This is a genomic window from Peribacillus sp. FSL E2-0159, assembly GCF_038643155.1.
GTDB classification, from domain to species: Bacteria; Bacillota; Bacilli; order Bacillales; family DSM-1321; genus Peribacillus; species Peribacillus simplex.
Map to the genome: position 1 here is coordinate 4,653,776 of NZ_CP152053.1, position 13,382 is coordinate 4,667,157.

Genomic DNA, 13,382 nt, shown 5'->3' on the forward strand with positions numbered 1-13,382 from the left:
CTAATCCTCCACCGTTGCGAGTTTAGATAATAAAATAAATTGGAACTCAATTAATTTTCTATTTTGATTAAAGATTAGTTCTTTATGACGCTCTAAGGGAGCTACCACTTTGGAAAATAAATTTTGAATATGAAGAGGTGGAATTGTTATAAGTAACTTTGAAAAAGAACTGTGAGTTAAATCAAGTTGTGCAGAACCAGACGCAAGTTCAATCATCTCACTATGCGTACTTTCTTTTTTCAAGAACCAGAACAAGTAATCTTTATTAAGTAATGAAGGGTCCGGAGTTACCTTAAAACAATTATTATGAATAACTCCTTTTTTATTTCTAAAAACTAAACCAACTTGTCCAGTTCTCGTAATTATTATGTCATCTTCTCTTGCAATATTTTTTTTAGGAACTGATTCGTCAATAAAAATTTCCTGCGTATCATTAATTAAATCTTTTATCCTTAATAATGGAATACCTTTATCTTTTATCAAATGATTAGTTTTTTTATTTATTACTAGTCCTTGACTTAAACTCACATAACCACCTATAGATTTATGGCTCCATCCTTTTGGAGTTTCCACTCCTGTTTCCTCATGAAATTCCATCTCCCCACTTCTCGATTTATAAGGTGTGCCATTTTTTTCATCAGGAAATTCAAAATCAACAAACCATTGTTTGTAAATAGCTCTAGCGGCTTCCTCTAACCTTTGAATTAGACGATTGTTTAAATTTATTCTATCAGTTAAGATATTATATTCTTTAACAATTTCCTTTTGCTTCGCAATAGAAGGAACAGGAAGATTCATATTGCAGAAATCTTCCCATTTTAAGCCTCCTCGGACATCCGCATCTGTATAAAACCAAGCATTTCTATCAAATTCTGCACGAGAAAACCACATCATCAAGTATTTTGAATCAATAACTTCTTTATCTATAATTTCAAAAACGTCATATGCAGGTGATACAATTATATCTTCAGCCTGTTTCGATAGAGCTACAGGTAACCGTTTATCTCTGCCTACGTGCATTCTATTGCAAGCAAATTGTCCGTTCCTTACAATTTTGTACTTAGTCATGTCTGTACCAATGGTATTGGCTACTGAAGGCATAAAAAACTTATCAATATTTATCCCCAACAAATTATCTACTTTGAGTTCATTATTTCGTACATTAATTTGTTTAATATAATCCCCAATTCGTTTATAATTTGATTTCATAACCTAACTCCTTAAATACAGCTAGTAAATCTTTTTTTGAAAGCTCTTCATCTTTCAATAAATCAGCAAACTCCGATTGCAAAGATGACATTTTTTCAACAAAGGCAATATTCTCATCACGGTTAATAAATTCAATGTATTTGCTTGGTACTAATGAGAAATCTTTTTTAGCAACTTCTTCAAATTTTGCACTATAACAAAACTCCGGGGTATTTTGATATTTATTTTCATAATCGCTTTGTTGCCAGTTATGGTATGTGCTACTAATCTTTGCAATTTCATCTTCGGAAAACTGAATATATTTTTTCTCAAATGGAATACCCATTTCTCTTAAATCCATAAAAAGTATTTTATTTACGCGGTTGCGATACTTTTTTAACTTTCCATTTTGATCAATCGTGCGGGCTTTTTTGTTTTTATTAAGAATCCAAAGGGTGACACTTATATTAGTTGTGTAAAACATATTTTGTGGTAATATAATAATTGCTTCTACTAAGTCATTTTCAATAAGCTTTCTGCGTATTTTATATTCATCTCCACCGCCGCTTAATGCACCGTTCGCTAATAAAAATCCAGCCACTCCATTTTCAGATAGCTTAGATACAATGTTTAAAATCCAAGCATAATTGGCATTACCTACAGGTGGTACATCATAACCTGCCCATCGAGGATCATCTGTCAATTCATTTTGTGCTCTCCATTGTTTTTGGTTAAACGGAGGGTTTGCCATGATGAAGTCGGCCTTCAAATCCTTGTGCTGGTCTTTTGAAAAAGTATTCTCAGCCATATCGCCAAGGTTGGCAGATATCCCTCTTATAGCTAGGTTCATCTTAGCCAGCTTGTAAGTAGTGGTTGTGTATTCTTGTCCATAAATTGAAATATCTTTTGTATTTCCGTGGTGTGCTTCAATAAACTTAACAGATTGAACAAACATCCCACCCGATCCACAAGCAGGATCATAAATTTTCCCTTTATAGGGTTCAATCATTTCTGTAATCAGGTTTACAATGCTTTTAGGGGTATAGAACTCGCCCTTACCTTTTCCTTCTGCTAATGCGAACTTGCTAAGGAAATATTCATAGACTCGACCAACAATGTCTTGCTGTTTGTCTTTAATCGTATCTATGTTATTAATAGTATCGATTAAGGAAGATAATTTACTTACATCAAAACCTAATCGAGAATAATAGTTATCTGGTAAGGCACCTTTAAGAGAGGGATTGTTTTTTTCTACAGTAAAAAGCGCCGTGTCAATTTTTAAAGCAATATCTTCTTGCTTTGCATTTTCAACCAAATAGCTCCATCGAGAAATTTCAGGCAGGTAAAACACATTTTTCATGGTGTAGAATTCAACCATTTCTAGGTATTTTTTTTTATCTTCAGAAATTAATTCTGCTTTTCGCTCTTCGAATTTATCACTGGCAAACTTTAAAAATATAAGCCCCAATACAACGTGCTTATACTCTGATGCTTCAACTGATCCACGAAGCTTATTAGCAGAGTCCCATAGCGTTTCTTCAATACTGATTTGTTTTGTTTGTTTCTTTTTAGCCATTATATTATCTCCTCTATTCTATTGTTACGATTGTCTCGAACGTTCAACAATCTCTTGGTAGCCGGGCAAATATTTTTATTCTATAAATTCAATTAGTTTGTATAATTATCGCCCTAGTTTTTTTACCGAAGACTGAGTTCATTAATCTGGAAACCTTAAGGTTTTTTTAAGAGTTCTAGAATATAACTATTAAATTTTTTCATTATGTCTATTTTCCTATTATAAGTCCAATATAAATAAAATGGTTATATAAAGTAAGAAGTAATTTTTAAAATTAATAATCCTAATAAATTCACAATGAATTATAGTAATAATACTTATAGAAAGAGGCTCAGGGATAATAAAACTATCCAAGCAATAAGCCTTTAAGCCTCCTCCTAAAATATACTTCTAGGATATACGCCTATACAGCATCTAAATAAGTCTGACGTATGTTCTGTAAAGTTACATAACCTTTCAAATTATAATAGGAGGTTATATAGAAACGGTCTGCCACTATTTTTAAGTCATTTAGTGAAAGTTCATCTTCCTTGATAAGATTCTTAGCTTGATAAATCATTCCACTCCGTTGTATAAACTTAGCTTTCAAGTCAATCCCTATACTTTTTGAAATTGTATCGATTCTTATATAAATAACATATTTATCAACAGATTTACTCCAATTTTCTGAAGCTTTAGTTATAGAGGCCCTTACCACATAATCATTTTCAACTAAATCTGTATATGGTCGAATATTGTCCCTCATTATCATAGTACCTTTACTTTTTTCATACGTATGACAATTAATTGCACCATCGATGAGTTTTAATGTTTGCTCACTGACATTTATTTATCGTTCCGTAAACTTTAATGGGTTACCATAAATATCTTCCTTTAAACTATTCACTAACCGTAAGCGCCCATTTTCCCAATCTATGTCCTTCTTATTTAAATTACGAATTTCAGATAATTGTTTACCCCCAACACCTATAAATAGTAAATGAAGTATTACAGAGTCTTGGTAATTTATACATTGGTTTTCATATTCGTGTGGCTGTTAGTAATATATGTTTCTTGATTAATTAAATATTTCTCGAAGTCCGATGGTTTCAATTCTGCCAGAGGATTAATTTTTGCCTTACCTATATTAACACTCCAATTAAGGTAACTAGAAATGATTCTTCCGTAACTTTCAATCGTATTACGGTTATTAGTATTGAAATTATAGAAAATCTTTTCAAGTTCTTCCAAAGAGAATTGATTTAAATCTGTTCCTGTTACCTCTTCTTGACTAGCTGTTTTAATGAAAATTCTTTCATAACTTTTTGTCGTTTCTACAGAGAGTACACCTTTTTGAAGCATTTCTTCTAAGAATGTTCTTTTTGTACTTTCATTATATAAATCTTTAGTATTATCAATTGTCATCTCCTCATCCCCTTTAGTTTTCTATATGTTCTGGTACGATTCTCTAATCCCCATTATTTTATAAAAATCTCTATATGCATCTTGTCGCTTTTCATTTGCCTCTTTTATGGCTTTTTGATACGCTTCTTCAGCTTTTTGTATCTCCTTACCAATATCATCTTGAATACCGAATGATTGTAGAGGAATCAATAAATTATTGAGTTCTTTCAACCCCAGCACTTGAACCATGGTACCTTGTTGAAGAGATTGAATATAACCTTGCCCGATTGGACTTTCCAAATAGGCTTTGATATACAGAGAATTCATGCCTTCTTTTGGACGGATACCATGAAAATTATGACCAAGGATTATATTTCCATCTACTTTAGGTACAACAGCTACTTTTATTGCAGCGCCTCTATTGGAAATGATAATATCTCCTTCTTTTACAAGGTAATTCTTCACCTTCGAGGCATCTTTGATATTCACTTTTTCCAATTGATTTGTAATAAGAATTCCATCTTGTACATTCACCAATTGAATAGCGCGAAACACTCCGTCAGGATTTTCAATTTTTCCAACAGAAGGGATATTATACCCCCGGAAAGTCTCAGCAACTTCATATAAAGGCCTTTTAGGGACAGGAGAGTTTTCAAATGTCTGTAAATTCACTTTTACTGGACCAAATTTCCCTTCTATTTCATTCACCGTAAAATATTTCGATATGGATAAATTGGCGTCCGTTTTCATTATTTCTTCCACGGTCACCATCGTACGAATATCTGTATCTTCTTTTTCGGATCGATAAGCTTCCACTATTCGCTTAATATGTTTCTCATCAAGAATATTTTGTCTTCTCATACTCTTGAATTCTTTACTGGCATCAATAAACAAGACATTTCCTTTTCTTTCTTTCGGTTTATTTTTATTTATGACTAAAACGACCACCGGGATAGAAGTATTGATAAACAAATTAGCAGGTAAACCGATAACCGATTCAATTAAGTCTGCTTGAATTAGTTCCTTACGTATTTTCCCGTCTGCTCCACCTCTGAAGAGAATCCCATGTGGCACAACGATCGCCGCTTTACCATTTTCTTTAAGTGAGGCCACCGTGTGAGATATAAAGGCCATATCTGCGTTAGCATCACTAGGCAAACCATAAATAAAACGTCCCCACATCTCATTTTTCACTTCATCTCTTCCCCATTTACTGAGTCCGAAAGGTGGATTCATGATGATATAATCAAACGTTTTTAGTGCATGACCTTCTGTAAGCAGAGGATCTAGCAAGGTGTTGCCTTTAGCAACCTGGGAATCAATGAGCCCAAGAATGAATAGATGGATTTTCCCGATCGCCCATGTTTTTCCATTGAGTTCCTGCCCATAAAGGCTCACACTACTTCCGTTTTTCTCTGCATAGCGTTTTGCCTCTACTAAAAATTGATTAATTCCAGGTGCACCATCATATACATCACCACTTTTAACATCCAATAGTTGCGGAAGTAATTTTGAAATGGAGCTTGGTGAAACAAATTCCCCAGCAATTTTCCCTTGTTGTTCTACAAATTTGTTGATTAATTCTTCAAAAAGATTTCCAAACTCATCTGGAGATGGTTTTTGGAATTTATTAATTGTGCTGGTAAACTGAAACAATGTAGCCTCATTAATTTCATTTGAAATCCTAATATTTTCGAAAACATTATTCAAAAATGGAAATTTCATTTCTAATAATGATAAACTGCCCTGAAGCCTTTTTTTTAGTCCGTATCCACTAGCTGTTATATGGCTCCATAATTGTTCATTAGGGATCATTTTAGCTAGGTTTTTATTACTTTCAATGTACATATGAGTAAGAGCAATGAATTGTAAATCTATATATTCAGATGACTCTAACTCATTTCGGAAATTGTCTGCCCCTTGCAAAAAAGCATTTAAAATATTATTGTTTTTCATTTCTAATTCCCCCTGTACTTTATAAAGTAATTTAATTACTTTTATTTAATTAATAAAAAATTAACCAACCTTTTATAAATTGAGCTCTTGGATTAACCTTCTTAAAATATTTATGTTTGCTTTACCTTCAAATAAAGCTGCCATCTTCGGGTTGTATTTTTTGTGAGCCGGATGATGAATGATTTCAAAGTCCAATATGTTAATTAGTTTCAAGTAAAGCTGCTGATTTTCCCCCTCTTTCATTGTTCTTTATAACTATAGTATATTGCATGTAACGGAAAAAGTATACATGTTTTTATAAATATTTTAAAAAGTAATTGAATTACTTTATTTTATTCGATGTAATTTAAACTCACTTAAATAAATTCGTTATTTTAAGAATACAAAAACAGGGCGCTAAATCGTAACCGGTTCACCCCTCCTGTGTTTGAGTTGTAGCAATTTAAACAGGAGGTATACCTTAGAAAATTTCCTTTAATGGTAATATATCACACTGGGAGATTCGCTTAATTCTTCTTCTCATATATAAATCAGGATAGTTACAAAATCTCCATTATCAATGAAAGTCTGCAATAGCTTATCCAATCCCTTTTGATGAAAGTGGTTATTCATCAGATTTAAAGGCACAAGATCAAAATCAAGAAAAAATAGTCCAAATGATTCGGAAGGTTCCGGGGAAAACTGGAACGCAAGAAGTCGCTTCCTCAATTGAAAAAGAAATGACACAACAAGAAAAATGACAAATAGGAAAAGGGATAGTAATAGGGCTACATGATCAAATGGCTTTAAATGGTGTCTCCAGTAATGGAAAACGGAGTGCAGCTGTAAACAGTCCACACTCCATTTCGTCTGGATCGCCAAACTAAATGAACAATGGTAATGTATAGAAAAGCGAGAAAATTATCCTTCGGTTTCATCTCAAATGCAAGCAGAACCTAATATGGAAACATCACTACAAGAAAAAGAACTGATCGAGAAACCCGTCATGTTGGAAGCATAATTTCTGATAATCTGCGGAGCAATCAACTTTTAAATCTTCTTTGCAGTTTTTTTAGTTGTTCATTCGCAAACATATTTACGTTTAGTTCTTTCCACTCCCCTTCTTTAAAATGAAACTTTTCCTCTTGACAATTTATTTTTAATACCGCTACAAATGTCTTTCCATCTTCCTCTAAATAGGAATACCATTCGTTTTCAATGATACCTAGACCATTTTCATTTAATTTGTCCGATTCATTAATCATTCTAATATAAGTATTAATAGTTCCGACTATTTGATTTTTATAAACTTTATCTAAAATTTTATTCATAAAACCATTTCCTCTCACTTTTTTCATTACTAATATTTCCAATTTTCAATCTTCTTAAGCAAATGGGAATAGAAAAAATACCCAATACAAAAAAATATGGAATCTACCAATTATTTATTAGTAGATTCCATATTTTTATCTTGTATATAGTTTTTGCTTCACATTTATTTTCCCAACGCTTAATCCGTACTTTAAAAACTTATATCTAATGAAAAGTGAAATATTGTCTTCATGTGTTGAAAGAATTAGTTGACGATCATTAAATTCATTCCTTAACAGTTCCACAAAAGATGCCATGTTCATTTCATCCATTGTTTGAATAGGATCATCTATAAGCAGTGTCATAATACCCCTATTCCCATATACTTTGTTTAGTGCTAATGTAAATGCGATTACGGTTGAAGAAAGTTGGCCAGAACTAAATGAATGTACAATATCATGATCTGTTTTTTGAGGAGGAACAAAATTAATTGACTTTAATTGAGTTTCTCCCGATTGATTTGTATCCTTATCTTCTTTGATAAAAACACCAATTCCCCTTTGATGATATTGGATAATTTTACCACTATACACGTAAAAAGGTATTTCGATATCACTAATCATTTTCCCACGATGCTTATTTATTTTTTTATTATATACAGCTATAATTCGTCCTAAAGATTGAACTGATTCTTCTATTTTACTTTGCTGTATTTTGAGTTGTTGAACCTTTTGGAAAGACAAACTTGATTGTAAAAAATATTGATTTTCGATATAGTTCTTTTTTTCTTCTATAGATGTTTCGCTTATTTTCGCTATTAATTGATCATTTTGATTAAATCGGTCTCGATAAATTCTTTTGAAAGAATTCATATGCTCTCTACAAAAATCATTTACTTTAGACCTTTTCTTTTCAATATCCGATTTTAACTCCAAAACTTTTTGATCTAAATCCTCTATATATTTTTTGTCTTTATTGATATATAAGTCAATGTTAATATCTAATTCTAGAAACCATTCTGTTGCTTTTATCATATCTGTGATGACATTTTTATATGTCTTTAGCTGTTCAAAAAAATCTTTATCCAAAGATTGAAGGCTTAACTCCCCTTCTATCTTTTGAGCAATATGATTAAGATATTCATTAAAGAGTTTTTCAAGTTCATCATTTACTGTTTTAGCCGATGCATCAAAGTTTTGTTTTAATTCTTCCGTTCTGTGATTAATTTGATCTATTAATTCCTCATAACTGTTTTTAGTATCGCCACAAAAAGGACATTCACTTTGTTTTTCTGGGTTGTTTTCAATAAATCTTTCATAATCTTTAAGTAGCTTTCCACGTGTTAAATTCATCTGATTAACTATGTTTGAAATTGCATTTGAGTTAACATTGTAAGTTTTTATCAAGTTAATTCTTTGGTTGATGTTTTCTTTTTCGAAAGGCAATTCAATTCTTTCGAAAATAAAATCTAAATCTATTGTTTTATGAATGATTTCTTTGTTCTTTAAGATATCAAGAATTTGTACAAACTTTATTTGGTTTTGGTATTGTTTTTCTAATTCATCATATTGCTTGTAAAAATAACCAAGAACAATAAACGCTTTTAATTTATTCTCATTTTGTGAAATCCCATTTATTTTTTCATTTTTTAATTCTTTTTGAAAATCTATTGAGTTTAAAATCAGATTCTTTATCTCATCTACTTCATCTAAGTATTCCTCTTTTAGTTTATGATCTAGAGGTTTTATATTTTCCTGATCCCAAGGAATATTCAATACATTTTCCAAATCAATTAAGGGTTTATAAGGTTGAACTTCAATGCTGGATTGATTCTCCTGCTTAAATTCACTTTCTAATTTCCTTATTTGTCCCTCAAGTTTTGTTTTTGCCTTTATTATTTTATTTTTAGCCTTTTCTAAGAATATTTTTTGGTTCATCTCAGCTTCTATATTAAAAAGCTTTGAAATTACCCCCATCCGATCCTTTTCATTTTGTTTGAATAGATAACTACTTTCCTCTTGTTCAATGTAATGATAAAGGTTATATCTCTCCTCAATATCCTCTAATCCAAAAAGTTCATTCAGTTGTTTATCAGTTAACCTCTCTTGAAAATGATCTTCCTCTATATTAATTAGTTTGTACAGTTGGAAATGAGAAAAATCTTGTGGTCGTTTTTGCATACTTGTTAAAGTAGTTGGTGTTAGTACCCTAGCTAGAACTAATCGTTTTTCTGGTTCATCTATTTTTAAAAACTCCACTTTTATTATGGTTGGTTTTGTTTGGTCCTTACTAAATAGATGGTCACTAAACCCTCGATTGGTTGTAACAATTTTATTTGATTCAATTCTTCTAATTTTCCCAGTTAATATTAATTGAACGGCATCATAAATGGTGGTTTTTCCGAATCCATTTGGACCATCCAATACATTTAAATTGTCTCCCTCTAATTCAATCATGGCTTCATCAATAGATTTGAAATTTTTGATATATATTTTTTTGATAATATACCTATTCAATTTTACCTACTCCTATACAATCCAGAATTTCCTCAATGCTTGGTTCACTTTCAGGTTTTTCCATCAATTCCATAAATGATTCCCACAAATTGTTATCTTGGACTTCAAAGCTTTCTACAATTTCTTGATATAAGCTTGTTAATGTTTGTTGATTATTTTCCATATTTAAAAATGGCAGTTTAATAAATAATTTCGATACCAGATCATAAATTAATGAATCCTCTGATTCTTCTTTACTTTTGAATTTCGAAAATTTTGTTGAATCGTTTAAAATTTGATTGACTAAGGTTATAATATTCACCTCTGAGGCTGAGGCTTCTAATAAAGATTCAAGTAATGCCTCCTGTTTTTTTGTATACACCATCACATATTTTTTAAAGTCATATGGGTCTTCCTCAAAATCGTATATCAAAGAACTTATTTCTTTATTGACCTCTAAGGATTCTACTTCTAAAAGTATTAATAAAGTCAGATTTTTTTCTATCCCAACAAAGTTTTGTCTAGTCTCAATAATTTTCATAAGGTACTTTTCGACTTTCTCTTTAATTACTTCTCTATTTGGAGTATTTACTCCTAAAAACATCACAGTTAGGAAATCAAATTTATTTTGTTGTGTACGTTCTGCAAGGAAGCTTATTTCGTCTTCCAAACTGCTTTCATCTATCATAAAATCTTTTTCCACGAGAATTTGTTTTATCATGTTTCTCATTTGAATTCCCCTTTGGCAGTATTTACAGTAATAAATTCCATTCTTTTTGGTAAGGTAATGGTTTCTTTTATATCTAATTCTTGACTAAATTCTTGATATGCCCGTGCAACATCCACGATTGTCCCTTCAAAGGGACCTTCCAACTCATTTGTAATCAGCTTATGGATATCAAAAAGTATTGAAGTGAGATTATTATCATCCTTTAACGCTTTAAAAACATGTTTCCCTTGTATTTTTACTGCATTTTTTCCTGATTCCTCGGCAATCGTTGTGATTAAATGATGAATGCCTACTTTATTTAAGACAAACATATCTTTTACACCTTCAACTTGTAAGGCAAAATCTCCAGCTTCTAATACCATTGGTATTAAAGTTTTATGCACCCCTGGTTTAATAAGAATTTCTCTAAATTCAGAAGGCATAATAGTATCTATATTTACACTAATTGTTGGAGACAATTTTTTACATAATAATAAAAATTCATCATCGTTCAATGAACAAATGGTCGCCCAATTTTTGTTCCAATTAATGCATTCGAGTGGAACTAGTTCTTCTTTCTCACAATATTGTACGAAATATTCCTCTAAAACATATTTCAACATACTGGTTGCCGTTTTTTTGGAGAATTTGAAGACAAATTCATATTTTAACGTATCAAGAAAGTTCGAAAAAGGAACTTCAGGCTTTTTTATCAATTTTTTATGCATAGACGCTACAAATTGATTGATATCATGTACAAAATTATGAAAAATAAAATTTACATTCTCATCTGAATCAGTAAATTTCACTTCAAGAAATTCATTATTTTTTTCATAAAACTTCTTTATTTGTGTTTTTATTTCACCATCAATCTCTAAAACACCAATGACTTTTTTGTAGGAGTCATCCTCTTGATTATTAAGAAATAACTTTGAATAAACTTCTTCAAATTTCCCCTTTTCAAAGAGTAAATCTTTGTACTCCTTGAATTGCTCGATCTTCGTTTTTGGATTGGTTTCTAATAACAACTTTTTTAAATTCTCTTTTTTGGGTACATCAATAGAACAGCAAGTGTGGAGATGCATAGAGGTTATCGACCCATATTTTGCACATTTTCCCATTAATTCTAAAATTGCTTCTTTATAAGCGCTGATAGTAGTTTTATCTTGGTAGGATTTTACTTGATGAATCGAATGAGGGTTTCCTGTATATTTAATAGTGAAGTCTTCTAAATGTTCGATTTCTAAGGAGAAATCAGTAATGTTATTGTCATTTAAATCCATCTTATTAATGAGATACAATACCCAATAAATAGCAACTTTTCCCTGATAATCATAACCACTCCAAGAAGAAGCAGCATTGTGTGTGTCCCTTTTTTCTACTACCAATCCATCTTGATATTTATCCATGTATACACTCCCAATTAATGCTTCAATTAAAACAATGAAAATTTTAAAATTTTCCAATTAACCCAATTTAATATTATCAGAAATAGGCAAATACTAATAGTCATAATATTTTTGAATATAAAAAAACACTCCCTATGTACTAGATTTTCACACCATTACTGTATTGTTACTTTCACTTAAATAAATTCATTAAAGTCTAATAACTAGTGTAACCAATAATATAATTACTCTCAGGTAATTTACTTACACTATATTAAAACCTTGTTAATATAGTAAAATTCAAAAAAACTATTGAATCCTAAGCTAACCATAGTAGCTTTTATGCACCATAAAATTGAGTTAATTTTACTAAGCTAAAAAATAACCGATAACATATTTTCATTTATGTCGTCCTATAAAATGTTATCTGCCTCCTTTTTCCGTATAATCATTTGTCAATTCTAAATGTTCATTATTCATGATTAATTTTCACCTTTTCTAGATTAATAGACCGCCATTTCCAGTACTTCTTTCTGAAGTTGTTGAATTGTTTTAATAAGCTGTTTCGTTCGATTCTTTCAGCCTTAAGAAGATATGGTAGTACATAAATCTAAATGAATAAAAAAATGGATAGCCCCTTTTTCGAAAGGCTCTATCCATTTCTTCTGATATAAACATAATTCAACTTTTAACAAAACAAGATAAATAACTTTTACCTTCAGCTTTTACCAATCTTCTTCATCTTCATCCCAGTTTTCTTTTGCCTCTTCAAGACTTTCGATTAAATAGTCTAGGAAATTATCAGCTACCTTTCGACCATAGCCTTCTTGATTATCCCACATAATAACTGGGCATTCACCATTCTTCATTTTATTAGTATCAAGGCAATAGGCAAATTCATCAACGTTTTCTATAACAACTATCCCATCAATTAATTTATAATACTTCTGATAATCTTTAGTGGCCTCTACTACTGCTGGACCATTTAAACCATAACCAATTATTTCCACACCAAAAATACCACCATAACCATAGTTTCTTAAAAACCATTTGTAGCTATCCGGAAGTGGGACTTGTAGTTTAATTTCAGTTTCTTTAACTTTTTCATCACTTACTCCACCTGTAAAATAAGCATCTTGACGATTTTCCATAATAAATTCTTGTAACTCAGAATACTTCAACTAATTCACCTTCTAATATTGAATATCAATAGTCATTTCAATTTTAATATTATCAACAACATTCCTAAGTGCTTCAATCCCATGTAAACTGTTTCGTTCCCTCCTTCCGGCCAACTTTAAAACTCATAATAGTTATAAAAAAACCTCGACTGACTTTATCAATCGAGGTCCGTAGAATTTATTATCGGGCTTATTTTTATTACAAAATATCGTTAT

At 31.0% G+C, this 13,382-nt stretch carries 10 protein-coding genes; all 10 read right to left on the minus strand.

Features of this window, described 5'->3' with window-relative positions:
- Window positions 1-1,209, minus strand: a complete 1,209-nt coding sequence (locus NYE63_RS22740; protein ID WP_342602816.1) for a restriction endonuclease subunit S — start codon at window positions 1,207-1,209, stop codon at window positions 1-3.
- Window positions 1,193-2,764 carry a class I SAM-dependent DNA methyltransferase gene (locus tag NYE63_RS22745; protein ID WP_342602817.1) on the minus strand — a complete coding sequence of 524 codons (1,572 nt, stop codon included), beginning with the start codon at window positions 2,762-2,764 and terminating at the stop codon, window positions 1,193-1,195. Before NYE63_RS22745 ends, NYE63_RS22740 begins: the two co-directional genes overlap by 17 nt.
- 403 nt (window positions 2,765-3,167) lie before the next feature.
- Window positions 3,168-3,509: a hypothetical protein gene (locus tag NYE63_RS22750; protein WP_342602818.1), complete on the minus strand. Its 342-nt coding sequence runs from the start codon at window positions 3,507-3,509 to the stop codon at window positions 3,168-3,170.
- Window positions 3,510-3,769: 260 nt separating this feature from the next.
- A complete protein-coding gene (locus NYE63_RS22755) occupies window positions 3,770-4,168 on the minus strand; it encodes a hypothetical protein (protein ID WP_342602819.1) in 399 nt (132 codons plus the stop codon).
- Window positions 4,169-4,189: 21 nt separating this feature from the next.
- Window positions 4,190-6,103, minus strand: coding sequence for an N-6 DNA methylase (locus tag NYE63_RS22760; RefSeq protein ID WP_342602820.1), 1,914 nt, complete (start codon window positions 6,101-6,103; stop codon window positions 4,190-4,192).
- 1,022 nt (window positions 6,104-7,125) lie between these two features.
- The gene (locus NYE63_RS22765; protein ID WP_342602821.1) at window positions 7,126-7,455 is read right to left on the minus strand and encodes a hypothetical protein; all 330 of its coding nucleotides are present in this window, start codon (window positions 7,453-7,455) and stop codon (window positions 7,126-7,128) included.
- Between the two features lie 93 nt (window positions 7,456-7,548).
- A complete protein-coding gene (locus tag NYE63_RS22770) occupies window positions 7,549-9,909 on the minus strand; it encodes an AAA family ATPase (RefSeq protein WP_342602822.1) in 2,361 nt (786 codons plus the stop codon).
- Complete coding sequence (locus NYE63_RS22775; protein ID WP_342602823.1) at window positions 9,902-10,618, minus strand: ABC-three component system middle component 1; 717 nt, start codon at window positions 10,616-10,618, stop codon at window positions 9,902-9,904. The genes NYE63_RS22770 and NYE63_RS22775 overlap by 8 nt, the downstream gene beginning before the upstream one ends.
- Window positions 10,615-12,006: an ABC-three component system protein gene (locus tag NYE63_RS22780; RefSeq protein WP_342602824.1), complete on the minus strand. Its 1,392-nt coding sequence runs from the start codon at window positions 12,004-12,006 to the stop codon at window positions 10,615-10,617. Before NYE63_RS22780 ends, NYE63_RS22775 begins: the two co-directional genes overlap by 4 nt.
- 704 nt (window positions 12,007-12,710) lie before the next feature.
- Window positions 12,711-13,166, minus strand: coding sequence for an SMI1/KNR4 family protein (locus NYE63_RS22785; protein ID WP_342602825.1), 456 nt, complete (start codon window positions 13,164-13,166; stop codon window positions 12,711-12,713).
- Window positions 13,167-13,382 lie beyond the last annotated feature (216 nt).

Excerpts from the sequence above, each read along its gene's own strand:
- NYE63_RS22740 (WP_342602816.1), bottom strand. The coding sequence starts at position 1,209 with ATGAAATCAAATTATAAACGAATTGGGGATTATATTAAACAAATTAAT.
- NYE63_RS22745 (WP_342602817.1), bottom strand. The coding sequence starts at position 2,764 with ATGGCTAAAAAGAAACAAACAAAACAAATCAGTATTGAAGAAACGCTA.
- NYE63_RS22750 (WP_342602818.1), bottom strand. The coding sequence starts at position 3,509 with ATGAGGGACAATATTCGACCATATACAGATTTAGTTGAAAATGATTAT.
- NYE63_RS22755 (WP_342602819.1), bottom strand. The coding sequence starts at position 4,168 with ATGACAATTGATAATACTAAAGATTTATATAATGAAAGTACAAAAAGA.
- NYE63_RS22760 (WP_342602820.1), bottom strand. The coding sequence starts at position 6,103 with ATGAAAAACAATAATATTTTAAATGCTTTTTTGCAAGGGGCAGACAAT.
- NYE63_RS22775 (WP_342602823.1), bottom strand. The coding sequence starts at position 10,618 with ATGAGAAACATGATAAAACAAATTCTCGTGGAAAAAGATTTTATGATA.
- NYE63_RS22780 (WP_342602824.1), bottom strand. The coding sequence starts at position 12,006 with ATGGATAAATATCAAGATGGATTGGTAGTAGAAAAAAGGGACACACAC.